Here is a 23886-nt window from a genome sequence, read left to right as displayed (position 1 = left end):
ACAAACATTCTACAACTATTGTACAAAAAGTTTTCTCTGCTACAATAAAAGTATGGCAGTCATGTGAAAATGAATGAAACGGGGGATGCAAATGAGGCATGAAATCCGTATGAGAATCGGCTATGGACTTGTCGCCGGCTTAGCTGCGGGAATTGGGATGGGGTACCTGTTGAAAGGAATTGAAAATGGCACCGGCAGCAAAGTATATACTCTTCTGCTTAGTGTCGATTATGTTCCGGGGCTTAGGGATATCATCACGACCGAATTCGCGCAATTCGGCATTCATCTTGTTCTTTCCGTCGCAGTTGCTGCGCTCTTCTCGCTGGGGTATAGAACAAATTCTGCACGCGGTAAGCGATTGGCGGTAATCGCCGGAGCAAGTGTATTGTTAGGTGTTGTGTTGTTCCCGACCACTGCTCTTTCCAGCCGGACGCCGGAACTTTCGGATGCGGCAGCTTTCGGCTGGTGGCTGCTGGGCCACCTGATGTACGGACTGATTGTCGGAGCCGTTCTTCAGCTATTATTCGAAAGAAATCCGGGCAGGCCGTAAATGAAAAGAGCCTTTCCATGGTTTTTAACCTGGAAAGGCTCTTGTTAACGCCAATGCCTGTCTGATTTCAAGGACGACTCACGGACAACAAGCCTGTGCGGGATAATCATCCGCGTCTGTCCCCCCGTTTCCCCCTGAATGGAGCGGAGAAGGGAATGCGATGCCGTATAACCCAGCTGGTAAATGCCGATATCCACCGAACTGATCGGCGGAGTTGACATTTCAGCCAGGGCTATATTGTTAAAGCTGACGAGGCTGATATCATCCGGGACGCGATACCCCAGCTCTGTCAAGCCGCGAACGACGCCGAACGTCACCACATCGTCCGTGACAACGAGCGCCGTAGGCGGTTCCGGCAGATTCATGATGAATGACATGGCACGGTATCCGCTCTCCTGCAGAAACTCGCCTTCCACCATCCATTCGTCCCTGGTTTCCAGGCCTGCTTCCTTGAGCGCCTTACGGTAACCTGCCAGCCGATCCTGGGAAACCATCAAATTCGGAGGCCCGCTGACGAATCCGATCCGCTCATGCCCCTGCATGATCAGATGCCGTGCCGCATCGTAAGCGGCTTGTACGTTATCCGTATCAACGGAAACGATATCCGGATCATCAGCGCTGCGGCCGATGAGAACGAAAGGAAACTCCTCTTCTTTCAGCAGCTTAATCATCGGATCGTTGCTGCGGGAATGCAGAAGCAGCACCCCGTCGATTCTTCTGCCCCGCACAAGCCGGGTCATCGCCTCTACTTCTTCCGCTTCCGTAGCGCCGGATGTCATCAGCAGGTCGTAACCCGCCCGCGACGTCTGGGACACGATTCCCCGAATCACCTCGGAAAAGAACAGGTTCAGAAACAGCTCTTCCGCAGGCCTTGGAAGTATGATTCCGACTGTATTCGTCGTGCGCGAAACAAGACTTTGCGCCATGATGTTAGGATGGTATCCAAGCTCGGTCATGATCTGTTTTACTTTATCCGACGTCTTGCGGCTGATCCGGGGATGATTCGATATCACTCTGGATACTGTAGACGGCGAAACGCCTGCTATTCTAGCAACGTCTTTAATAGTGACTGACATATGAATTCCTCCAAATGCAACAATCCCGAATCATTGTTACTTTATACCTATATCGTAGCTCATATCTTCCCGGGTTGTAAACATAGCTTACATTTTGCGAGAATTTCCTGTGCTAAGGTGAACCGTCTTCCGCCGTCCTTTAGGTGAAAAGATCGTTTCATTCCGGAAAAATATCAGAACTGAATATAACATGAAACTTATCGTTCTCATATTTTAACGAAAAAACCGGACTCCGATGTGAGGCGACGAAGTCCGGTCCCGGAATGGCGGCAAGTCCGGTTACCCCTTTGTTGCGCCGGCCGTCAGGCCGTCCACCAGGAAACGCTGCAGGTATACGAATAAAGCGGCTACCGGAAGGGCTGCAAGAACCGCGCCGGCTGCAAACAAGGTGAATTCTGTACTGGAGTAGCTGTCGACGAGTTCGAACAAACCAACCGCCAGTGTCCAGTTTTCACGCGCACGAAGAATTAGTTTTGCAAAGATGAAATCAACCCAAGCTCCGGAGAACGTTGTCAACGCGATAAAAGTAATAATTGGCTTGGACAGCGGAAGCACAATCCGCCAGAAGATGGTCATATGGCTTGCGCCGTCGATCCGTGCCGCTTCTTCCAGCGCCTTAGGAATCGTATCAAAGAACCCTTTGGCCACGAACATGTGCAGCGCTGCGCCCGCCGTATAAACAAGAATCAAGGCGAAGTGCGTGTTCAGCAGATTGAGCTGAAGAAGCATAATGTAAACCGCGATCATCGACATGAAGCCAGGGAACATACCCAGCACCAAGATCGTCGACATCAGCGTTTTCCTTCCGGCAAACCGGAACCGGGAGATCGCGTACGCAGTGATGATTTGGAACAATGTTCCCAGAACCATACTAGCCGTTGCTACTTTTAATGTGTTCCAATACCATTTTGCATAAGGAATCTGCTTGTCGCTTTGCCCTTTAAACAAATCCGCGTAGTGCGAGATGGTGAATTTTTCGGGAATGATCGTATCCATATACAAGGAATCCCCGACTTTAAAGGATGACATAATGACCCATATCGCAGGATAAATGCAGGCCAATGCAAACAGAACCAGAAGAATATAGCTTAAGGTAAGCTTCACTTTTTTGCGAGTCGAACTCATTGGACCATATCCTCCTCTTTGAATGAACGTGATCTGCGGTAGTTCCACAGGGAGAATGATGCGATGATGATGAAAATAATAATACCGATCGCCGAAGCGAAGTTGTATCGCTGATTATCCAATGTCAGCTTGTAGAGCCAAGTTACCAGAAGGTCCGTACTTCCCGCAAAAGCGTAATCTCCATTCGCCGGCAAACCTTTGGTAAGCAGGTAGATAACATTAAAGTTGTTGATGTTTCCGGCAAACTGCATAATCAACAAGGGAGCTGTGGAGAACAGAATAAACGGAAACGTAATGTTGCGGAACTTCTGGAAGTCTGTTGCCCCGTCCACTTCAGCCGCTTCGTAAAGATCCTTTGGAATCGTAGTCAGGATCCCCAGAACCAGTACCATCGACACCGGAATACCAACCCACATGTTTACGAGGATAACGGTTACCTTGGCCCAGAACGGATCATTCAGCCACGGCAGGCCATCCAAACCGAAATAACGGAAATACTGGTTGATCGGTCCAAACTGGTAGTTCAATAGATTGCGCATGATCAGGAAAGAAATAAATTGCGGGATTGCGTAAGGAATGATAAACAAACTGCGCCACAGTCCCTTGAAACGGATCCCTTTCTGCTGTATGAGAAGTGCAACGAATATGCCGCCGAAATAACAAGTTACCGTAGCGGTGATCGCCCAAATTATGGTCCAAGTCAATACCCCGTAAAAGGTCGAAGCCCATTGCTTCAAATAAAACAGGTTATGGAACGTCTTAAATCCGACCCAGTCCACCAAATTTTTGGCAGGAATGTGATCCGGTGCGGAATAGTTGGTGAACGCCATCAGGATCATGAAGATGATCGGTACGATGGTAAAGAACAGAACGCCGAGCGTCGGGAGCGAAAGCAGCACAAACGGGAAACTGTTCTGCAATAGATTCCGGTATGACTGCACAATTGTTCTTGCCGGTTTCCCGTGATCTCTCAGCTTTCCTTTGCGGTAAGCGTCGCGGATATTATAGATATATAGACCGATAAGAATGAGGATGAAGATAACGGCCACCAGACCATAGATCATCATAAAAATGGAGTGGTCTCCAGGCACGTTTTTGTAGAGTTTTCCGACTTTCTTCAGCTTGGTCGGTGTGTCTCCCAGGGAGATTAAGCCCGCAATATTGGACGCTAACGTTGTAACAATATAATAGATGTAGATGATCTGGACCGCCAAAAAAGCGATGCCTTTGGCAATTTGCCGATTGTACAGTTGGCCGATTCCCATACTTAAAGCTGAAAGAAGCGCTGCATTCCGTGCATGGTTCGTTGCTTTACCGGCAGGAAGCGTAGTATTCGTCTTCGTATGCTGCAGTTCCATCTCTCTATTCCAGCCCCTTTCCTATAGTGGAAAATCACCCGTCTAACCTTTAGACGGGTGACTTCGCATGGTTTCTATGAAAGTTGAGTTGCCCGCTGTTGCCTCTTATTGCCCGGAAGCGATATTGTCTTTCATTTGCTTCACAGCATTATCCATTGTTGCTTTCGGATCAGCTTTATCGTTCCAGATGGATGCAAGCGCAGCGTCCATTGGAGCCCAGTATTGAGCCATTTCCGGAATGGAAGGCATCGGTACGGAGTTAGCGAATTGAGCCAGGAAGCCGGAAGCAATCGGATCTGCTTTAATGTCTGCATCTTCAGCAAGGCCTTTGTTGGAAGGCAGCAAGCCTGTCAGCACATAGTTGCGTTTTTGGAACTCAGCGGACGAAGCGAAGTTCGCGAACAGTTTCGCAGCATTCGGATACTTCGTGTACGCATTAACGAAGTATGCTTTTACGCCGGAGAAAGGTTTCATCGGCTGGCCGTTAGGAAGCGTCGGGTACGGAGCTACGCCCAGGTTTTTTACGCCTTCTTTGAACGAAGTGGAATCCCAAGGACCGCTCACGTTCATAGCCAGTTTTCCGCTGGTGAACAAGGATTTACGAATGTCTCCGTTAATATCGGCGGATTTCAAAGGAAGAATGGAAGTCAGGGTTTGGAAGAACTTCGCAGCTTCTACGCCTTGATCGTTGTTTAAACCGATATCGGTTGGATCCGTGCCCTCTTTGCCGAATACATAAGCGCCGTATCCGCCGAAGAAGCCATAGTTCCAATAGGAGCTTCCCGCATCCCACATGTAAGCGAACTTGTTAGCTTTGGTATCGTTGAATGTCCCTGCAAACTTCACAACTTCGTCCCAAGTAGCCGGAACGTTAGGAATCAGGTCTTTGTTGTAAAATACCGCTGTAGTTTCAACAGATTTAGGATATCCGTAGAGAATGCCTTCGTTGGATACTGCTGCTACAGCGCTTTCAAACGATTCCGCTTTAGTTTCTTCTTCGAACTGGTCGTTCGGCAGTACTACGCCTGCGGAAACTGCGGAACCTGTTCTGTCATGAACCGCTACGAATACGTCAGCACCTACGCCTGCAGGTCCGTCCGTGATAATGCGCTCAACGGATTTGTCAGCGCCCACTTCAGTGAAAGTTACTTCTACGCCGTACTTTTCTTTGAAGGCTTTTCCTACTTCTTCGATGAACGGCTTTTGCTCGCCGCCGTCCCAGACAACCAGCTTCGCGCCCTCTTCGGGTTTGAACTCTTCTGCCGCCGCAGCATTATTGCCGCCGGTGTTAGTTGCATTATTCGCCGGTTCGTTCGTCGCAGCCGCATTATTGCCGCCGTTCCCTGCATTGTTGCCGGAGCCGCAGGCTGCCAGCGAGAACACCATGACGGAAGCCATCAGCGTGATCATACTTTTCTTGAATTTCATTCAGGACCCACCCTTCAAAATGTAAGAATCCGTTTTCCAACCTTCTTTAAATATGAAGCGCTTTCTTTTACGCGGTTTAGAGAAGTTAATTTTGAAAAAAGTGCAAGTTTGCTCCGCCAGGCCCCGCCTTTGTATACAGTGCCTCAACCCTAGTTTAAGAGTTAGATTTGCATCACCTAGTTAGTGCAAACGTTTGTACACTTGATCAAAAAAAAATGTGCACTTCCCTAAATCTCTAAAAAGAATTCGTTTTCATTTCTAAAAATTAGGTTAGAAAACGTTTTACTTTCTGAAATCATCTTACACTATAACTTTGATTTTGTTAAAACGTTTGCACAGTTCAATTTCGCCTGGAAATAGGTATAAAGAAAGCGTTTTCTTTCATTTACTGCCAATATCTTTGTTTTTTATATTTTTCGGCTTTTAGAACCGCCTGCTCTAGTACATTAACACCCGGAAACCCGCACCTTAATGGGAGCTAGTGATGTGTGGCAGCACTAACTTCATCCGTTTAATTACTGTAATACCGGAAACAACTACGAAAAATCGGTAAGACCAGCCAAAAAGAAAAGACAGCGTAAACGCTGTCCCCATGTTAACTCTATGGATGTTACAGTTCGAGAGACCGTAATTCCTCGTCGTAGTCCAGTCCGTCCACCCGGAGCGCTCTAGGATGAAGGCCATATACGGCAAATCCCATTTTATCGTACAGTCTCTGAGCCGGCGGATTTGGCAGAATTACAGACAGCTCGATGATAGATAACCCCTCCATCGTTCTGCCCTCTTCGATAGCCCTGGCCAGCAGTTGGGCGCCGATGCCGCCGGATTGAGAATCCGGTGCCACATACATGCCCCAAATGGTCGCACGGTGACGGGTTTTCTGGCGCTGCTCACGGACCAGCCCTACGATTCCGATCAAACCGGATTCCGGGGTGAACGCACCGATTACTACATTGGAATCCGTGCGGTCCAGCCTATGAGCTACTTCTGCAGGCTGCAAATGCTCATTTTCCTCGTAGGAGGCAAGGAATGCTCTGGGATGCTCCTTCAACGCCCGCAGCCGCAGGTTCCAAAATGGTTCCGCATCGGCCGGGGTCAGCACACGGATGTCGATCATCGGCAGCACCTACTTCCAATTTTGTTGGATAAATTCGTCTCGTCCGGATTGTGCGCGGTCCTCTTTGTAGTGCTTCGGTTCTTTTTTATGATAATCCTGATGATATTCTTCAGCTCTGTAAAAAGTGCCGGCAGGTACAATTTCGGTCACGATGGGCTTATCAAATCTCCCGCTCGCTTCAATGTCCCGCTTCGTCTGTTCCGCCGCTGCCCGCTGATGCTCGTTATGGTAGAAAATAGCGGTACGGTACTGGCTGCCGCGGTCTTGAAACTGTCCGCCCGCATCCGTCGGATCGATTTGAGGCCAGTACAGCTCCAGTAATCTCTCATAAGGAAACACAGCGGGGTCAAAGGTGATTTGCACGACTTCGGCATGTCCGGTGGTGCCTTTTTTCACTTCTTCGTAATCCGGGTTCTCGACATGGCCGCCCATATAGCCGGAAACGATGCTGTGAATGCCGGGCAGTTCCTCAAAAGGACTCACCATGCACCAGAAGCATCCTCCCGCAAAAGTGGCCAGTTCCAAAGATGATGATTGTGTCATAGCAGCTCCTCCTAGTCGGTACGTTAACTCTTACTCTATTATTCTATAAATCATTCAGGAAAGAAAGGGGCTTACGATTCCAAGGAATGGTCCCTCCTTAATGTTCTCATCCCTGCAATAAATGCCGCTGTTATTACCTTCAGGCTTTCGTCTACACTCAGGCCGATGCCGAAGCCCCCTTCCCTCTCGAGAGAAGCAAACCCATGTAAAACACTGCGGAGACCGCGCATGGCATGGATAGCTGTGTCACCCTTTAATCCATACGCTTCCTTCAGTACGCTGCCCACCAGCTGAAAGGTTCGCTCTGCGGCCAACTGGATGCCGGTTTCCTTTCGATTGTGATGCCTTTGGGACGCGGCATATAATCCCGGGTGCCTCCGGGCAAAGGTAATATAAGCCTCCGATAAAGCAAACACGGCTTCATCCCCCTCCCGGCCCTGGATCGCTTCTTCTAATGCAGTATGCAGACGGTCGATCCCGTATACGGCCAGCTTCACTCTCAAATCAGGGAGGCCTTGTATGTGATTGTAGAGGGACGGCGGGCGGATCGATAACTTCTGGGCCAGCGTGGCCAACGTGACGGCCTCGAAGCCCTGCTCATCCGCCAGCTCCGCGGCGGCGGCCAGCACACTTTCGGGGTCTAACCCGATTCTCGGAGACATCGGGCTAGACCCTCTTCGCGGAAGCAGCTGCGCCGCTAAGGCTGCGCTCCGCCTCCGCGATCGCGCGCTCGATCGCAGCCGCCGGCTGCTCGAGCATGCGGCCGTGGCCGCAGGCGAGCACGGCGGGCGCGAGCGCCGCGAGCTTCCGCGCGCCGGCCAGCGCGGTGGCCTTATCCCACGTTCCCCATGCGGGGAACGGGAACAGCGGCCGCACCTGGCCGGCCACGGCTATGCCGCCGCGCGTCTGGAACGCGTCGCCGGCAATCAGCGCGGCGTTTCTCGTATCGAGAAACGCCATCGAGCCCGGCGTGTGGCCCGGTGCGGCCACCGCCTGCAGGGACCCGACGCGGCCGCCGTCGTGCAGCAGCACATCCGCTCGCGTCTTCAGCTTCTTCGAAACGCCTCCCCGAATCGGGGTCTGCGCTTCTCCCGCTTCCAGCGTGACGTCGCCGGCCAGCAGCCGGGCGTCACGCGCAGAGATATACACAGGCGCATCCGGCAGCGCCTGTTTCAGCGAATCCAGCGCCCCCACGTGGTCATCGTGGGCATGCGTCAACACAATGCGCGTGATCGGCTTGCCAAGGCGCGCCGCCGCCTGCAGAATCCCTTTCGCGCTGTACGGAAGCGCCGCATCGACTAAAGTAAGGCCGTCCTCCTCCTCTACCAGGTAACAGTTCACCGGGAAGAAACCAGGCAGAAACGAAAGCTGATGCAGCACACCTATGCTTGTAATTTTCATTTTTGATCCGTCCTCTCGCACAAAACTAATGTTATTAGTTTTATAATAAACTAACGACATTAGTTTGATCAACCATTTTTTACAAATTATGTTCCCGAACCATAAACAACTCAACAAAGCATGCCAGAGCAATGGCATGCTTTGTGAATCAAGGTTCCTTCTGCTGTATTATCGTTACCATGACAAGACGTACGTTCACCACAGTATGCAAACGGTACCCATAAGAAAGAGGCGTTTCCCATGCCACTGATACCAGCAACACTAGAAACGCCTCCCATGTATTAAACTATAAGTTAATCAATCTTGTTGCCTTGACAAGACGTTTCTTCCAGCTGTCGTCCACTTCAGTTACAGTTACACCGATCCCCACCCGGAACGTATGAAGCATTTTGCCCTCGCCAAGGTAAATTGCAACATGGCCGATGCGTTCCGTTCCCGTCTTATCCTTACGCTTAGGAGTAGTAAAGAACAAGAGGTCCCCCTTCCGGGCATCGCCGTAAGTTATTTCCGTCCCTGCCCTGCTCTGGTCGCGGGAAGTCCTTTTCAGATGAATGCCGTGCATGCCGTAGAGATAATTCACATAAGAAGAACAGTCAAACCGATCCGTTTCTCCTAACGGGGCTCCAAAGTCATAGGGTGTTCCAATGTACTTGAGTCCCATCGCGATAATGGAATCTGCTTGCTGCTCCCAGGCCGGCCGGTTCGCTAAAAGTACATAGTCAGCGGAAGATGCCGGCAGGTAACCGGTCTTTCCGCTCTCGGAGGCCGCTTTTAGCCAGGACCGGTTGATTTCAGCCAGTACCTTGATCTTTTCTCCTTTTTTCAGGGACAAAAGGACTTTCTTATTTACGCCTGGTTCATGAACAAGATCCGCATCTGCTTTTAGGCGGCTCCATGTGCTGTATTCCACCGCTTTATAAGGCTGGTCACCCAAAGGGTCGTCCATCGTTGCGTCTACAAGGACGGCTTGCTTTGATTGTTCATTCCATTCTACGGAAAGGCCCAGCTCCTCCGCAACCACTCTCACCGGAAGGTAGGTTGTGCCCTTATAATTAATGCTGGTAGGAACGGTAACCTTTCCGTTGTAAAACGTATCTCCATTGTTGATGGCATGTCCATTTACAGTCCAGTGAAACGGGATGATGCTTGCTGTGATCTCTTTCAAGCTTGATGCCGAGCTCATGTTTGTAATCAGCAAGGCTGCTGCTATACTGCCCAAGGCTGCCGTTGTTATTCTTTTCATGTTTAAAATCCTCCACTTTTGGGTATGCTAGACAATTCGTGCTCCAGCGATACGTTTAAGGGGAGGATTGCAGTGGTAAAATGTTCCTCTAAGCTCTACAAAGTAATATATCCTTTGGGGCCGATAACCTGACCCTCGTATGTGAAAGCGGTGTCTCCGAAATTGACAACCGCCTTTTTGCCGGATGAGAAGACCGTCTCCTGCACTTTCCGGTCCCGGCTCATGAAGCGGTGAGACACCATCTCGTCATAACAAATCTCCTGAAGCCAAGGGCAAACGTTGTTGTAGCTCTCCAGGAAAGTATCCTGAAAACTTGCCCAGCGGTCTTGATCGATGGACCATAACGGGGCGGTACCGTAAAGGATATTAAACAGATCTTTCTTCCACCAGATTTCAGGACAGTGATGGTTGCCGTCCTCCCACCGCCAGGAAGTAACAACTGCATCATGGTAAACCAGCTCATACAAAGGCACCCGGGTATATTCATTAATTGAATAGTTCAGATAAGTATCGGTAGCCGTCCGCGTTCCCAACATGATGGAAGGCCGAGGATTATTCTTCCAATCCCCATAATAATAGATGGTGCCCTCTTTCCTCACATCCGAACTGAACCACGTACGCTGCAATGTCATCATTCCATGAACGTAAACACCGAGAGATCCAACAAAGTCAGCCCCGAACTCCCCGCCTAGATATACGTTATAGTTTTCTTCCAGCAATTTATAGTTATCCACAATAGCTTGAGCATATTGCTCACGGGTCAGCCGGTGTTCCCGATGATGACATTCGTAAATGCCGTTGGCCTGGTAAACATCCAGGAAATAAGTTTCATGCGGGTAAACGGCCAACTCCTTCTCCACCCGCTTGATCATCTCAGGCTGCACTGCCTTCGGGCACACAAAGGTTCCGAATTCATTGGAGTAGGTACTTCCGTCCTTCTTCCTGGATGTAATCCGGTCAAACAAGCCGGGATATACGTTTCTCTTCAACGGGATATGCCCGATTTCCGCATTGCCCGGATAGGAGTCCGGATGAATGTCGGTAAACAGCTCATAGGCTCCGGTACCAAACCCAAGTTCCTTCAGTCTATCATCATAATTTTCTTCAGGGTAAGGGGCATGGTTGGCATCCCACAGAAGCAGAGCTTTGTCTATGCCGGCTTCTTTCAATTGTTTGGCAAATGCTGCTTCCCGGGCTTGATCCCAAACATACATATGTACCGCCCCTACCACTTTCTCTATGGCTGGAAATCGTTTCACCTTCTCTTTCAGCGGAATGACCTTGTTCTTCGGCCAAATGTACTCTCTATACCTTTTACATTGAGCTACATAACCGCCTTGGTCAAAAAAGACATACCGGACTTTCCTGTTATATCCGAACCGGCCCATGGAACTCAGCCAAACCGGACTAAAGGTGATCAGTCCGTTGTCTCCGCGATGGAACGACACGGAAACGTCATAAGGAGTTTCAAAAATAGCCATATATCCTGCCTGAAGCGCCGTATCGGTGACACCGGTCCAAGCCATCGCCGGCCCTCCGCCGCAGAAGAACAGCGGATGCTCCTCAAGCGGATAAAATGTATCGTCTACAGGCAGGAGAAGCCCCTGGCTGTCGGTCTGCAGCAGGTAATGTTCCCGGTCCGGCGCCTGAAACGCGGGAGGGTAACAGATCTTCTCTACATCCATCTGCGAATAAGCCGAAATGTGAAATGCCAGTTCAGACTGATCGGTTACTTCCACTGCCGCAAGGAAGGAGATAGACTGCTGCCGAAGTTGAAATTGTAACGTGTTTCCGTCCTGGCTTATGTTCTCGACAGTGATCCCCTCCGGAAGCGGAGCCTGCTCCCAAACTTTCCCGCAGCGCTTATCCCGAACGGAAAGCACTCTTCTGCTCCCGTCGAACTGCACCGCTAACACATTATCCGACATCGTCCATAAATCATTGACTGTTTTCACTGTTATGTCCCCCTTCTTTGCAAAACCACTCAGGTATGAGACAATTATAGAAAGAAGAGTACCGAGATAGTAGAAAAATTCCACATAACAATAGTACAATCCTATTTTGAAAGGATTATGGCCATGAGTAATCCTGCTTATTTCGAAACAAAGAAAGATGAACATCTGGACACGAATCTTCCTTTTTACTCTGCCTGCACCGGCTATTCCTCCAGCGGTTATGAGATCCCTCCTCACTGGCACAACCATATTGAACTGCTTTATTTTCCCTATGGCTGTTCCAGATTGTCTGCAGGCGGGCGTACCCGCATTGTTCCGCCACATTCCCTTGTCATCATCAATGCAAGAGAAATTCATTCCATCAAGATCCCGGAAGGAGAAGAAGCGTGCCACTACGTACTTGGCTTTGATCAGGAGTTTATCCAGACTGCCGCCAGTTCCATGATGGAACTTCGGTATTTGCTGCCTTTTGTTGTGTCCTGGTTTGAGTGTGAACGTACCTTTTCGGGTCCGGAGGTCCATGACAGTGCAGTACCGCACCTGTTTAAAGAAATTTGCAGGGAATACCGGCAAAAAGAATATGGTTATGAACTGGCGGTGAAAGCGGATATATGCAAGCTGCTGTTATGGATTGTCCGCAGATGGCACAAAGAGGGACTGCATAAACTGCCGGGCAAGACCTACCTGTCCCAGCATTACGACAACTTGGACAAGGCGCTCACTTACCTTAGCATCCATTTCCGAGAAAGGATTACCGTTCAGGAAATGGCTAAATTGTGCTGTATGAGCGAGAGTTATTTTATGACTTTTTTCAAGGCAGCTATGGGCAAGACCTTCATTCACTACCTGAACTTCATCCGTTTGACAGAAGCGGAGAAACTGCTGCTCTCCCCCGAGTTCACCATCACGGAGGCCGCGCTGCAGTCAGGCTTTAATGATCCTAGTTATTTCGTACGTGTCTTTAGAAAGCTAAAGGGGATGCGGCCCAAAGAATTTAGGGCAATGCTGCTGAAGCAATGAGAGGATTCGGAGACGATAAAATTGGGCTCAAACCCGTTTCCTTTGAAGCCCAGAACAACAGCGGCAGGTTGTACATGCAATCAATAATAATTCTTCCGCGGTTCTCCTCACTAAACGGATTCTGCCGGGACCCATACGTTCCATGCCTTCAGCGAACGTACATGCATTAAGATCTCGACTTCGATACAGCGTGCGGCGAACGTTGCCAGTTTGGTTCCTTTGTCCGGCTGAAAACTTTCAATCGCCTTATATATCAATCTGCTTTTGCACTATTCGAGCATAACTTGATTGAAGGGTGAGCGACAAGCCTTTATACTAAAGTCAACTCCTTGAGAAGAGGATTGGTGATTTTTGAAAACCGAGTATCATTCACAAAAGGATTTATTTACCGTCGGTAATATAAGCTTTCTAACCGTACAACGCCCCCAGGGACATAAAATTTCTTATTCCGAGGGAAGAATCCAGCATTCGTTCATCTATACGTTCAGCGGTTCCATGCGCTATAGCTTCTTAGATCCTGCCACCCACGACATCCACGCGGCGGCTGGAGAATTCGTATTTATTCCATCGGGAACCCGGCATAACAGTACTTATCTGGACGAGGAAAACGAGGTTGGAATTGCTCAATTTGATTTGCTGGCCGGAGAGCTTCCCCCTTACCTTGCTGCACCTACCTTGATCACAATAGATCATGCGGAAGAGATCTTTACTTCCTATCGTACGGATCTGAAGGCCGGGGCTGGTGAAAATCCGATGTACTATTTCTACCGGGTATACGAATTGCTATATCAAATCTCTAAGCAAGTACAGAAAATACCCTACAAGTTCAAAAAGCTGCAACCCGCTCTCAAAGAAATGAATCTGCATTACGCCGACCACCGTAAGATTGTCTATTATTCAGATATGAGCAGCATGAGCGAACCAGGGTTTCGCCGGCTCTTCACCGAATATACCGGGTTGTCCCCGATCGAATATCGGAATCGAATCCGATTGCAGGAAGCAAAAAAGCTGCTTCGCAGCGGGGAATACCGCGTGGACGAAGCAGCCGAAGCCGTAGGCTTTACCAATCTTTCTTTTTTCTGTCGATCCTATAAACAGCTCTTTGGGCATAGCCCGGGGAAAGAGACTTAAACGTAGGCAGGGAAACATTACCTTATTCTGATTAAACTTCTATCAGCAATCAAAATGGGCGAATCATAAACAGGGATATTCCTAAAGGTATACGTATCCCCTTCTTTACTCCATTGCTCTGCCGGTATTTCATAAATTCCACCCGTTATTAGCTCAACAACTACAGGGGCATCCAGCTTTGCGTTTGCAACCTGGAAATCCAAAGACTTCATTTCATGATCTGCTCTTGGTGTAGCCTCATCCATCCAAATGGCGTATACATGTTTATTGCTAGCTTTATTGCAGTAGCCATATACCGAGACACTTCTGTCCGTATTGAATGAATACGCGGGGGCTGACCCCGCAGATGCAATATGATGAAGATGTCTTAAACCTTTTATTCTTTCCAGGGTATGGTCGAAGACCGAGGTTACATGTTGGATGGCATAATAAGCAATCTTAGGCCTAACTGCCGTATTATCTGAAGCGGACTCAATAATTCCTTTGGTATTCTTTCTTCGGATGGGTCCATTCCCGGAATAGTTCATGTCAATGATACTAAATACACTGCACTCAATATCGTTTCCGAGGTTCTCAAGCATTCTTCTTACATTCCATTTGGCTTGAGTGAATTCACACCAAGGATAATCGCCAATCGCTCCTCCTGCACCGCCTACGGAAGGAGCGCCATTTTCCCCTTGTCTCATGATCATACCTGGGGCATATTTATCTACGATTTGTCTCATCTTGTAGACGGCCAGTTTATTGGAATCCGGATTATAGACATAATCGTGGTAAGTTACATTGTGGAATAGTCCGGTCGCATTCTTCTCGGACAGGAATCTAAAGAATTGTTCTACATAATCCAGGTCGATATGTCCTAAAGCAAGAGCTGAAATTTTGGTATCAGGTTGGATCTCTTTAATAATGGCAGCGGTACGCACATTGAAGTCAGCCGTAATTTCAGGTGTATTGACCGTGTTATCACCGAAATTAGGTTCATTCCATACTTCCCAGTCTTTCACTTTGTCTTTATACCTTGTAACCATTGCTGCTACCCACTTCTCGTAGGCAGCCAGTGCTTCTGGGGATATTGGCATCCCTGCTCCCAGGTTCTCGCCGCCGCCGCCAGGATAGATCGGATTTCCATATCCGGTTTGCAGCCACGGCTTAAAGCCTCTTTCAACCGCATCATCAATAATTTGATCCAGCCAACTCCAATCGTAAATCCCGTGTACCTTTTCGGTCTTAGCCCATCCGCCTTGCATACGGAGCACCTTAATACCTAGTGGAGCAATATATTCTTTATACTCATGATAGTTCGCATAATCACGATCTAAGGTTTCACACCCAATCATCCAATTGGAGGATTCGATCTCATCTGTATGTCTCGGCTTTACCGAACCGATATACGGAAGATTCATCTTAACTTCAGGTTTCTTACTAGTAACCCCCTCTATGTTATCTGAAGACCTGGGGCTCGCATAATACACTCTATGTGATCTGATTTCTGTCATTTCCATTCCCTCCAACTCCGTGTCACTATCATATCTCAACATAAAGTGTACAGAGTTAACCTGGAACAGACAATGACAGATCCAATCTGTTTTTGCACAATTCGAGCATTAGCAGACATTGAAAGCTTCTCATCATGCCATATAAAACTCATGATTCAGCTTCATGAGCACCCATATGACCTGACTATAAAACTACTACAATTATTTACGAATAAAAGAATCCAATCATAAAATAAAAAAGAGTGAGGCCCCAGACCTCACTTATCATTAGGGTTGATAACAGTTCATAGTAATCCCATGTAAAGCTATGTCCTAAAAGATAAAGGAGGGCAGTGCCCCTCCCTATCTTTTTGCTTTATAAAACTCATGGTAGAGCTTCATCAGCGCCCGCTTCTCGATCCGTGACACATAGCTGCGGCTGATCCCCAGCTCCTTGGCAATTTCGCGCTGCGTTCTCTCTTCCCCGCCGTGTTCCAGGCCAAAGCGCCCCATGACAACCTCTTTTTCCCGTTCATCCAGGATATCCAGGTTCTTATAAATCTTAGATTTCTCGATCTTCAGCTGAACCTTTTCCACGACATCGTCGGCCTCTGAACCGAGAATATCGATCAGCGTAATCTCATTGCCTTCCTTATCGGTGCCGATCGGGTCGTGCAAAGAAACGTCTTTGCGGGTCTTTTTCAGCGAACGTAAATGCATTAAAATCTCGTTTTCGATACAGCGGGCGGCGAACGTAGCCAGTTTGGTTCCTTTGTCCGGCTGAAAACTTTCAATCGCTTTAATCAATCCGATCGTACCGATAGAAATTAAATCTTCCAAATCCTCGCCGGTATTATCAAATTTCTTAACAATATGCGCCACCAGGCGCAGGTTATGTTCCACGAGCAAGTTGCGCGATACCGGATTGCCTTCCGCCATACGCCGCAGATGCTTCAGTTCATCTTCCTCCGACAAAGGCTGAGGAAATGCATTGTTCTTCACATAGGAAACGAGCAAAGTCATTTGTTTCAGGAATATTGCGATGGCCGTGAATAATCCTGGCATGGATGTGAGCACCCCCGTGATGTAGTTGCGTAAGTAAAGTCCAGTGCGTACAGCTGCGTTATGACACGTGCATACTGCGTTGCTTAGACGTTACATTCTATGTGGGCGCTCGCCTATCCGTGCCTGTACGGAGAGAAATTAAACCTGCGCCGTTCACGTTTGACAGCCGTTTCAAAAGTACCTAAACTGGGTAGAAAGCTTGACCATCAAGAACAAAATGGCATCGATCGGGGAGGTTTTCCCATGCTGGAGCATGCAAAAAAGTTCGCCAAAGCACTGAAATCTCAACTTTTTGTCCTATATTACGCCTATCAGCATCCCGCCACCCCCAAATTCGCCAAATGGCTTGCGGTCGCCGTGGTTGCTTATGCATTCAGTCCCGTAGATCTCATTCCCGATTTCATTCCCATACTGGGGTACCTCGACGATCTCATCCTGATACCGCTCGGCATTGCGGCTGTCATTCGGCTGATCCCGGATCACGTTCTAGAAGCATGCAGGGTGCAAGCCGCTCAACGGGAGCAAACAGGCAAGCCTCGCAATTGGATCGCCGGCGGATTGATCATGGCCCTATGGGCAGTAGTTCTGATTTGGTTCACTGCATGGCTTGTCTCAGCGTTCAGGTAAACTCCCCCGTACCTGCAATGTTACTTTTGTCCGCTGTGCATGCCTTCCTAATACATTAAGGAGCGGTTCGTTCCCAAAAAGGCCCGCTATAGACACAATTGCCTACAGCGGGCCTCTGGCTATTAAACATTTATCGTTACATCGTCATAACCGCAAAAGGTCAGCTTGCCTGTTTCTGCATCGTAAATAGCATGGTCCCTTTTACAACCTTTCAGAATAAGATGTCCGCATAAAAAAAACCTCCGCATATGCAGAGGCTCTATAGACAGTCGTTATAACGGCTGTCAACCCGCAGCTACGACCGTAAATTCCCCAATCTTGGAGACGATACCTCGGTAAGGGTAACCGGCTTCCAACGGATGCGGCAGCGATTTACTCAGCTGGTACAGGTATTTATAATCCGGAGCGGTTACCTGCTCAACCAGGTAAGCCGAGCGGAACGCGAACCGCCTGCGGTATGAGTTTAATTCCCGGATAATTTCATAAGGCGTCTTAATGCCTGTGCCGTGCCCGTAAAACAGGTTGTTTCCCAGCTCCACTACATTTTCCCCCTGCCACTCGGGGTTGATCGGGCTTACGTCCGGATTCCGGAAATATAGGACATCCCCGGGAAAGCTTTCCCTGCTGGGCCGGGTAATAATACGCAGGTCTTCGTCGGTATTCCACGTAAACAGCACCAGATTGCGGAAATACGTATTAAACAGCGGCGCGCCGATCGTTTCCAATACTGCTTTATACATCAAAATAATAATAGCCGTTGCACATTCAAACGTATAAAACTCCGACCGCAGGAAAAAATCGGAGATCGCTTCCGACGATCTGACATCAGGACGCTGCCTGAATCCTCCGTTCGGCATACGGATCCAATAGGCAGGATTGCATCGGGATTTGGGGAAATCCCCGAATTGCACGCGGCTGTAGCACATTTGTTTAGATGCTTCCACCAGGTTCAGCCGCACCTTTAGTTCAAATCTCAATTGATCTTCCGTTTCATAGGAATAGGGAAGCATGCTCATCATTTTTTCGTTCACGATAAATTGTTCTAACGGCGTGAGCGGCCCCGACACTTCACGGACCGGCTGGCCCGACAATAGAATCATGACATCCATTCCTTCCTTTGCTATACAATACTGCAGTATATGTAGGCGGATGCCGGGTGGTGTGCCTTATTTCTTAGGCTGCAGGCGTTCAATGTCCTGACAAATCTCATGAAGCCAATCAAAATCCCGGGTCATCGAGGCCATAAGCGACAAATTTTCCAGCTGAATCAATTTCCATGCGTAGTTGCTGTTGGCGTCAAGACACAGATCGAATTCGCGCTGCTCCTCTTTGCTCCATTCCCTTTCCTTGCGTACCGTCCACAATTCCGCCAGGCGTTGATGAAAACCGTGCATACTCTCGCTCCTTTTCCAGCTGCTGCTGAGTCAGTTACGTAGCAGTATACCCATTCCCCTGGAAGGATAAAACTATGCAATCAGGCATGGCCTGCATTATCTCTTAATCCGTTTTTTCCGCCAGGCAAGCCGGCTGCGCAGCTCCTCGCGTACCTGCTGCATCCGTTCATAATAACCGGCAAGTTCGTGATCATTCACATTAATCCCGTCTATCGCCCTGCACTCTATCTTTTGTCCGTCCATCTCTATGTACAAAAGGTTACGCTCCCCTCCGTCCCGAGGGATACCCGAGAGCGGAAGCGTCCAAGTTCCATCCAAGGCCGCTTTCCGGAACCAGCCTTCTTTTATCGCATGCCGGCTCGAATAATATTGATCACCGTATGCGAGGCCTAGCGGAGTGACCGTCAGATACGCCTGCCGCAAAGATGCTGCCAGCAGCTCAGCTACATCCGTGTTTTCCTGTATTGCTTCTGTTTTCCGATCCAAGTCCAATTGGTTATTCATCCATTCCCGGTCCTTTCCACATCGTAAATCCGTTGTTTCATCTTACCTCATGGAGCTATGAAGAAACATTAGTAGGATGTTGGAAACGAACGATGGGTGAGCCGTCTTCCGCCATCTTTAGGTGAATAGTTCTTTCCATGAAAAAAGCCCGGAGGCAAGCCTTCCGGGCAAAGCAACATAATGGTTGATTATAATACTGAGGTTTTCTCCAAGCTGTCTGATCTTGACCCCACCAGAGACACGACGCGATCATGAACTTGAGTGCCTGATTCTTGTTCAGGCACGGACAAGTCGCTGTCATACTTGTCTTTCAACACGTCGGCCGACATCCAGATCATCTTCGGCATCAGCGATTCATTGCTCCGTGATTTTTCCTTCCCGCCTGCAATCCGCTTCGTTCCCTGTGGATGCAGTACGGAAAGCAGGAATCGGAGATATACTTTGGTTGCTCTGGCAAACAGGCCGTCCGGCATATCCTTCACATCGAAACCGAGATGCTCGGAACCCCGATGGATCATCGAGATGCCGAGCATCGCTTTCGCGCTGCGATACTTGGGATCCGATGCGAGCCTAGAGGCCATATAAGGGAGAGCTTTCTCGACCGCACGGATAAACTGGATTGCCAAGTGCACACTTGATCTCGACTGCTCGCTGAATTCTTTCAGCCTCCGGTTGTCGAAATGCAGTTCCACATAGGTGTCTCCGTTTACTATCCGCTGCCCGTCCCGAAGGTCAACGGGTGCTCCGCTGTATGTCCGCTTGCGGATGTGAAAAATCGGCTCTTCCGTATCCAGTGTATCCAGACGGGCCAGCACATGGAACACTTTCTCCCATCCGAGCCATAAAATAATTAAAAACCGTTTATATAATGGAACCATATTGGGAAGCTTTCGCTTGAATCCTTCCATCTGATCCACCCTTACACATGTAAATCCTTTATCGTAGGCAGCATCCAAAAACTGCTCCAGTGCAACCAGCATCTGCGCCGGTGCCTCTTCGTCCGCCCCGAAGGTTTGTCCGCAGTCATGAAGCAGGAAAACTTCTCCTCCGCGCATCCGCTTCATCATCCGGCAAGCGAGCTTCTCCGCCCCCAGACTCTTCCGCCAGTCTCCAAACATGGAAGACCAGAGTATAATCTGCATCTGTTTCGGAGAGAAATCGAATAAGTTTACGATTCCCCAAGGCGGCCGGTAAAAATCAGGTTTCTTTCCGGTTGCGGATTCGATAATCCGTGATGTTAACTCAATCTGTTTCTGCACAGTTCCCGGGCGCATCAGCACATTGCTTTTATGAACATAATTATGAATCCCGATCGAATGCCCTTCATCGTGCATCCGCTTAATGATCTCAGGATGTTTCTCGGCATGGGTTCCCACAACGAAAAAAGTCGCTTTCACACCGTACTTAGCAAGTAAATCCAAAAGCTGCGGCGTATATTTCTCGTCCGGTCCGTCATCGAACGTAAGGGCGATTTGGCGGCTTGTGTTGCCTTTCTGAAACACGCGAAAACCGAATGTTCGACTGATAAAGCCTGGGAGGAAGGCATAAAACGTAAAGATGTAAAAAGCCCAAAGCAGCAAAGTTTCCATACTTGCATTCCCACCCATCTTGCGTTGTATAAAAGAAATATAAAAAATGAGATTCAATGCCTATTGTAACATATCCGCAAGGCAAAATGAGTTGGCAATTTCTAATTTACTCAATTTATAATAGAATTACTATAATATACGTTGAAGGATGTGGCTCATGCTTTCATTTTACAAAAAATATTGGCGCACCGCGTTCGATATCGCACTGATCGTACTTACGGTTTGGCTCATTATGTACGCTTTCAGCTTTGTGTGGCGCATTGCGACACCGATTTTACTGGCATTCGTGATATTCGCCATTATCGAGCCTTTTGCCAAGTTCCTGAACGCCAGAGGTATCAGCAAATCAGCGGCTTCAGCCATTTCCGTCTCCCTGTTTACGCTGCTGCTGATTGCTGGATTGGCTGGGATTGGAGTCATTTTCACAAAACAGGTGCTGCTGCTGAAAGACAGGCTTCCGGAGTACGCCGTCATCCTTCAGAACGAGATTGCCGTCCGCTCCGGTGATCTTCAGGATCGAGTCAAGGCTTTGGACCCTGCCTATGCCGAAAAGGCACAAGGATACATAAAAGAGATTACGGACAAAGGCGCGGCCATTGCCCGAGGTTTCCTAACGGGGCTGATCGGTTATATCACGTCGTTTTCAACCTTTGTCGTCAACTTCTTTATCGGGATCATTCTTGCTTACTTTCTCAGTATCGAGATTAAAGACTGGCGGCGGATTGCCCGCGACAAAACCCCGCGTACTTTCAAGAAAGCTTATTTATTTCTAAAGGAAAACGTACTTCTCGGGATCGGCGGTTACTTAAAAGCACAATTGATGCTAATTTCGATTACGTTTGGTATCGTATTTATAGCTCTGCTGCTGCTTGGAGTGGACAATGCCCTGGCCATCGCGCTGCTAGCCGGTTTTTTCGATGTCCTGCCTCTGCTCGGTGTGCCTACCTTGTTCATTCCATGGATCATCTATCTGTTTATCGTGGGCAACACGAGCCTGGCCGTGTGGCTTACGGTGCTGCTCGCCGTCATTGTCCTGTTCCGCCAGCTGTTCGAACCTAGAATTATGGGCAACACCTTAGGCGTCTCTGCCTTTACCACGTTGGGCTTCGCTATCATTTCCTTGTCCCTGTTCGGCGTAGCCGGGATGATTTTGTCTCCGGTTCTGATTATTTTACTGAAGGCGCTATGGGATCAAGGCTACTTGAAGCGGTGGATCCACATGCCGAAGGAAGAATTCGAGCCGATTCCGGAGAACCGGATGTGACGGAAGGTACGGGCGGGAGTATTCCTTCCGCTTCGTCCTCTTTCACGGATATGGATGTTTGAAAAGGCTGCCGGCGGGCAGCCTTTTTATTGTCGGCAGATCGGCTCATCGACTATCCATATTCAGTGACCTATATTTTTCTCTTGCTCAGTTTCCGCCAGCAAATCCATAACCCCCTTGAACCAACGGGTAGCATAATGGGATGCGTGAGGCGATTCATTTTTAACAAGTACACTGACGGCATACCTGGGCTTGTCCGCCGGCCCAAAACCGAGAAACCATTGGTTCACCCTGGCTTCGCCTCTTACTTGAATCTGCGCCGTACCGGATTTTCCTGCCAGCGTCCATTCCGCATTCTGCAGGGAACGCCCGGTTCCTTCCGAGACAACAAGTCCCATCCACTCCCTAAGCAGCTTTGCGGTCGCTTCCGATATCGGCTTGTCCTCCTTGCCCGTCAATAGATGACTGCCGAACGTCACCATCGTGCTTCCGTTAGCATAGTCCACTCGCTTCACCAGCTGCGGTGAACGGAGCTTCCCCCCGTTCACCAGTGTAACCGCCAGGTTCGCGGCCTGCAGCGGCGTAACCAGCACGTCCCGCTGGCCGATGCCTGTCTGCGCGATTACGCCCCCATCCCCGCGCGCTGTGCCCGCCGCGAACACCTGGCCCTCCTCCTCGCCGTCAAACGGCTTCAGAGGTGAGCCATCCAACACGGACCTGCCCGTCCATCCGACGGTCCGGTTAAACCCCAGCTTCCGCGCATAACGCTCCACCGTTTCCGGCGACAGCCGGGATGCCACCTTGGCAAAGGTGACGTTGCACGACTCAGCGAACGCTTCCGCTAAAGTCAAAGACCCATGGCCGACTTTCTTCCAGCAGGAGAGCCCGTATTTGCCCAATTCCCCATGGCATTCGAACTCCTCATGGGGACTCACAACGTGCTCTTCGAGAGCAGCCGCGGCTATGATGGCCTTGAAGATCGAGCCGGGCGTCACCGCCTTCACCGCGGCATTCGCCCAGCCGGTATCGCCTTGTCCGATCCGGCCCGGATCGAACTGAGGCCGGGATACCGATGCCAGCACCTCAGCCGTGCGGACATCCATCACCACCACGGCGCCCTCCTTCATGCCCTCGACGTCTACATACTTTTCAATACGGCGCTGGAGCGCGCTGTCCAGCGTCGTAACCACATGCAAAGGATAGTAGTTGGATTTCGGCTGCACCAGCCGCATGTGGAGCCCCTGAAGCGGCCTCTTGTTCGCATCCGTGTAGAAAGACACGGAGGTTCGCCCGACTCCGCGGAGATACGGTTCGAAGGCCTTCTCTATTCCCGACGCCCCTAACTCTGTAGCCTCTGACAGCAAGCCGTCCGTCTTCGTCTCCGGATAGAGCCGCGCCAGCCGGTCCGGATCCTGGCTTACAAATCCGATGGCCTGCCTTGCGGTCATGTCGGATGGATATCTCCGCACATAAGGCATCACCTTAACGTTAGGGATGCCCAACTTCTCTATGGCGGCAGCCTGCCGTGCCGTTAACGAAGCCGGTTCGTCCGCCCCTGTTTTCCGCCAGAACACAGGCTCTTTCACTGCAGCATACCCCCGGTTCCATTCCTCCGGCGAAAGACCGAGCAGGCGGGCTAACGCCTGGATCTGGGCAGGCTTACCACGGAAATGGGGGGCTACCGGCGTTATGACAAGTACCTTCTGCCACAGACTCGTGAAAGGAATCCGGCTGCGGTCTTCGATGACGCCTCTGCCGGTGTGCAGTACGATTCCCTTCTCCCGCTGGCGCACTGACCCCGTAACCAGATCTACATTCCGGCCCGTATAATGATGAACGGCTACCAATTGAATCCACAGCAATTTCCCGCCGATGCCAAGGAAGACCGCTCCCAAACAAATCAACAATACAAACAGCCGCCGCTTCATGCTGATCAGCTCCCTGGATGAAATTCCTTACCTTATTTCTCCAGTATCAACCAAAATAGGCGCCCCGAATCCGGGACGCCTGAAAGCCTTGAA

Annotated in this window: 21 protein-coding genes and 2 pseudogenes; 5 read left to right on the top strand and 18 right to left on the bottom strand. The window is 49.6% G+C overall.

Annotation, left to right across the window (positions count from 1 at the left end):
* Positions 1-91 precede the first annotated feature (91 nt).
* On the top strand, positions 92-550 hold the full coding sequence (locus ACFSUF_RS09495; RefSeq protein ID WP_377602377.1) for a hypothetical protein: 459 nt from the start codon (positions 92-94) through the stop codon (positions 548-550).
* A gap of 44 nt (positions 551-594) precedes the next feature.
* Here ACFSUF_RS09495 and ACFSUF_RS09490 read toward each other — a convergent pair whose 3' ends face one another.
* From ACFSUF_RS09490 to ACFSUF_RS09445, 10 genes are all read right to left on the bottom strand, one after another.
* Positions 595-1626 (bottom strand): LacI family DNA-binding transcriptional regulator, encoded by a 1032-nt coding sequence (locus ACFSUF_RS09490; RefSeq protein ID WP_377602375.1) that lies wholly within the window; start codon positions 1624-1626, stop codon positions 595-597.
* 279 nt (positions 1627-1905) lie between these two features.
* Positions 1906-2751, bottom strand: coding sequence for a sugar ABC transporter permease (locus ACFSUF_RS09485; RefSeq protein ID WP_377602373.1), 846 nt, complete (start codon positions 2749-2751; stop codon positions 1906-1908).
* Positions 2748-4109 (bottom strand): carbohydrate ABC transporter permease, encoded by a 1362-nt coding sequence (locus ACFSUF_RS09480; RefSeq protein ID WP_377602371.1) that lies wholly within the window; start codon positions 4107-4109, stop codon positions 2748-2750. Before ACFSUF_RS09480 ends, ACFSUF_RS09485 begins: the two co-directional genes overlap by 4 nt.
* A gap of 105 nt (positions 4110-4214) precedes the next feature.
* On the bottom strand, positions 4215-5537 hold the full coding sequence (locus tag ACFSUF_RS09475; RefSeq protein WP_377602370.1) for a sugar ABC transporter substrate-binding protein: 1323 nt from the start codon (positions 5535-5537) through the stop codon (positions 4215-4217).
* Between the two features lie 610 nt (positions 5538-6147).
* A complete protein-coding gene (locus ACFSUF_RS09470) occupies positions 6148-6654 on the bottom strand; it encodes a GNAT family N-acetyltransferase (protein ID WP_377602368.1) in 507 nt (168 codons plus the stop codon).
* 9 nt (positions 6655-6663) lie between these two features.
* Complete coding sequence (gene msrA / locus ACFSUF_RS09465) at positions 6664-7179, bottom strand: peptide-methionine (S)-S-oxide reductase MsrA (RefSeq protein ID WP_377603139.1); 516 nt, start codon at positions 7177-7179, stop codon at positions 6664-6666.
* An 89-nt stretch (positions 7180-7268) separates the two neighbouring features.
* Positions 7269-7859 (bottom strand): TetR/AcrR family transcriptional regulator, encoded by a 591-nt coding sequence (locus ACFSUF_RS09460; protein WP_377602366.1) that lies wholly within the window; start codon positions 7857-7859, stop codon positions 7269-7271.
* A gap of 4 nt (positions 7860-7863) precedes the next feature.
* Positions 7864-8598: an MBL fold metallo-hydrolase gene (locus ACFSUF_RS09455; RefSeq protein WP_377602365.1), complete on the bottom strand. Its 735-nt coding sequence runs from the start codon at positions 8596-8598 to the stop codon at positions 7864-7866.
* Between the two features lie 286 nt (positions 8599-8884).
* Positions 8885-9841 (bottom strand): C40 family peptidase, encoded by a 957-nt coding sequence (locus tag ACFSUF_RS09450; RefSeq protein WP_377602363.1) that lies wholly within the window; start codon positions 9839-9841, stop codon positions 8885-8887.
* Positions 9842-9936: 95 nt separating this feature from the next.
* Entirely contained in the window at positions 9937-11796 is a 1860-nt protein-coding gene (locus tag ACFSUF_RS09445; protein ID WP_377602361.1) for a glycoside hydrolase, read from the bottom strand.
* A gap of 123 nt (positions 11797-11919) precedes the next feature.
* On the opposite strand from ACFSUF_RS09445, the gene ACFSUF_RS09440 reads away from it, so the two are divergent.
* Positions 11920-12816, top strand: coding sequence for an AraC family transcriptional regulator (locus ACFSUF_RS09440; RefSeq protein WP_377602360.1), 897 nt, complete (start codon positions 11920-11922; stop codon positions 12814-12816).
* Between the two features lie 146 nt (positions 12817-12962).
* Here the strand turns inward: ACFSUF_RS09440 and ACFSUF_RS09435 are convergent.
* Positions 12963-13070: pseudogene (locus ACFSUF_RS09435) on the bottom strand (sigma factor); the annotation flags it as partial.
* A gap of 97 nt (positions 13071-13167) precedes the next feature.
* Between ACFSUF_RS09435 and ACFSUF_RS09430 the strand changes: the two are divergent.
* A complete protein-coding gene (locus tag ACFSUF_RS09430; protein WP_377602358.1) occupies positions 13168-13947 on the top strand; it encodes an AraC family transcriptional regulator in 780 nt (259 codons plus the stop codon).
* A gap of 17 nt (positions 13948-13964) precedes the next feature.
* Here the strand turns inward: ACFSUF_RS09430 and ACFSUF_RS09425 are convergent, their stop codons facing one another.
* A complete protein-coding gene (locus tag ACFSUF_RS09425) occupies positions 13965-15443 on the bottom strand; it encodes a hypothetical protein (protein ID WP_377602356.1) in 1479 nt (492 codons plus the stop codon).
* A gap of 342 nt (positions 15444-15785) precedes the next feature.
* Positions 15786-16487: an RNA polymerase sporulation sigma factor SigK gene (gene sigK / locus ACFSUF_RS09420; RefSeq protein WP_377602354.1), complete on the bottom strand. Its 702-nt coding sequence runs from the start codon at positions 16485-16487 to the stop codon at positions 15786-15788.
* Between the two features lie 315 nt (positions 16488-16802).
* Here sigK and ACFSUF_RS09415 point away from each other — a divergent pair.
* A pseudogene (locus tag ACFSUF_RS09415) lies at positions 16803-16974 on the top strand (YkvA family protein); the annotation flags it as partial.
* Between the two features lie 424 nt (positions 16975-17398).
* Here the strand turns inward: ACFSUF_RS09415 and ACFSUF_RS09410 are convergent.
* From ACFSUF_RS09410 to ACFSUF_RS09395, 4 genes are all read right to left on the bottom strand, one after another.
* Positions 17399-18214, bottom strand: coding sequence for a protein-glutamine gamma-glutamyltransferase (locus tag ACFSUF_RS09410; RefSeq protein WP_377602352.1), 816 nt, complete (start codon positions 18212-18214; stop codon positions 17399-17401).
* A gap of 66 nt (positions 18215-18280) precedes the next feature.
* Positions 18281-18508 (bottom strand): DUF7667 family protein, encoded by a 228-nt coding sequence (locus tag ACFSUF_RS09405; RefSeq protein WP_377602351.1) that lies wholly within the window; start codon positions 18506-18508, stop codon positions 18281-18283.
* A gap of 96 nt (positions 18509-18604) precedes the next feature.
* Complete coding sequence (locus tag ACFSUF_RS09400) at positions 18605-19012, bottom strand: hypothetical protein (RefSeq protein ID WP_377602349.1); 408 nt, start codon at positions 19010-19012, stop codon at positions 18605-18607.
* A gap of 188 nt (positions 19013-19200) precedes the next feature.
* Positions 19201-20601, bottom strand: coding sequence for a polysaccharide deacetylase family protein (locus ACFSUF_RS09395; RefSeq protein WP_377602347.1), 1401 nt, complete (start codon positions 20599-20601; stop codon positions 19201-19203).
* A gap of 157 nt (positions 20602-20758) precedes the next feature.
* On the opposite strand from ACFSUF_RS09395, the gene ACFSUF_RS09390 reads away from it, so the two are divergent.
* Positions 20759-21865, top strand: a complete 1107-nt coding sequence (locus tag ACFSUF_RS09390; protein WP_377602346.1) for an AI-2E family transporter — start codon at positions 20759-20761, stop codon at positions 21863-21865.
* A gap of 122 nt (positions 21866-21987) precedes the next feature.
* Here the strand turns inward: ACFSUF_RS09390 and ACFSUF_RS09385 are convergent, their stop codons facing one another.
* The gene (locus ACFSUF_RS09385) at positions 21988-23793 is read right to left on the bottom strand and encodes a peptidoglycan D,D-transpeptidase FtsI family protein (RefSeq protein WP_377602344.1); all 1806 of its coding nucleotides are present in this window, start codon (positions 23791-23793) and stop codon (positions 21988-21990) included.
* Between the last annotated feature and the right edge of the window lie 93 nt (positions 23794-23886).

The sequence above is a fragment of the Paenibacillus gansuensis genome, assembly GCF_042684925.1.
Lineage (GTDB): Bacteria > Bacillota > Bacilli > Paenibacillales > DY6 > Paenibacillus_N > Paenibacillus_N gansuensis.
This window is presented reverse-complemented; position numbering and strand designations above follow the sequence as displayed.

Coding starts and splice junctions, on each gene's coding strand:
- ACFSUF_RS09460 (WP_377602366.1), bottom strand. CDS start 7,859: ATGTCTCCGAGAATCGGGTTAGACCCCGAAAGTGTGCTGGCCGCCGCC.
- ACFSUF_RS09495 (WP_377602377.1), top strand. CDS start 92: ATGAGGCATGAAATCCGTATGAGAATCGGCTATGGACTTGTCGCCGGC.
- ACFSUF_RS09470 (WP_377602368.1), bottom strand. CDS start 6,654: ATGATCGACATCCGTGTGCTGACCCCGGCCGATGCGGAACCATTTTGG.
- ACFSUF_RS09480 (WP_377602371.1), bottom strand. CDS start 4,109: ATGGAACTGCAGCATACGAAGACGAATACTACGCTTCCTGCCGGTAAA.
- ACFSUF_RS09450 (WP_377602363.1), bottom strand. CDS start 9,841: ATGAAAAGAATAACAACGGCAGCCTTGGGCAGTATAGCAGCAGCCTTG.
- ACFSUF_RS09410 (WP_377602352.1), bottom strand. CDS start 18,214: ATGATTCTATTGTCGGGCCAGCCGGTCCGTGAAGTGTCGGGGCCGCTC.
- ACFSUF_RS09440 (WP_377602360.1), top strand. CDS start 11,920: ATGAGTAATCCTGCTTATTTCGAAACAAAGAAAGATGAACATCTGGAC.
- ACFSUF_RS09455 (WP_377602365.1), bottom strand. CDS start 8,598: ATGAAAATTACAAGCATAGGTGTGCTGCATCAGCTTTCGTTTCTGCCT.
- ACFSUF_RS09425 (WP_377602356.1), bottom strand. CDS start 15,443: ATGACAGAAATCAGATCACATAGAGTGTATTATGCGAGCCCCAGGTCT.
- ACFSUF_RS09490 (WP_377602375.1), bottom strand. CDS start 1,626: ATGTCAGTCACTATTAAAGACGTTGCTAGAATAGCAGGCGTTTCGCCG.
- ACFSUF_RS09395 (WP_377602347.1), bottom strand. CDS start 20,601: ATGGAAACTTTGCTGCTTTGGGCTTTTTACATCTTTACGTTTTATGCC.
- ACFSUF_RS09405 (WP_377602351.1), bottom strand. CDS start 18,508: ATGCACGGTTTTCATCAACGCCTGGCGGAATTGTGGACGGTACGCAAG.
- sigK (WP_377602354.1), bottom strand. CDS start 16,487: ATGCCAGGATTATTCACGGCCATCGCAATATTCCTGAAACAAATGACT.
- ACFSUF_RS09485 (WP_377602373.1), bottom strand. CDS start 2,751: ATGAGTTCGACTCGCAAAAAAGTGAAGCTTACCTTAAGCTATATTCTT.
- ACFSUF_RS09390 (WP_377602346.1), top strand. CDS start 20,759: ATGCTTTCATTTTACAAAAAATATTGGCGCACCGCGTTCGATATCGCA.
- ACFSUF_RS09385 (WP_377602344.1), bottom strand. CDS start 23,793: ATGAAGCGGCGGCTGTTTGTATTGTTGATTTGTTTGGGAGCGGTCTTC.
- ACFSUF_RS09400 (WP_377602349.1), bottom strand. CDS start 19,012: ATGAATAACCAATTGGACTTGGATCGGAAAACAGAAGCAATACAGGAA.
- ACFSUF_RS09475 (WP_377602370.1), bottom strand. CDS start 5,537: ATGAAATTCAAGAAAAGTATGATCACGCTGATGGCTTCCGTCATGGTG.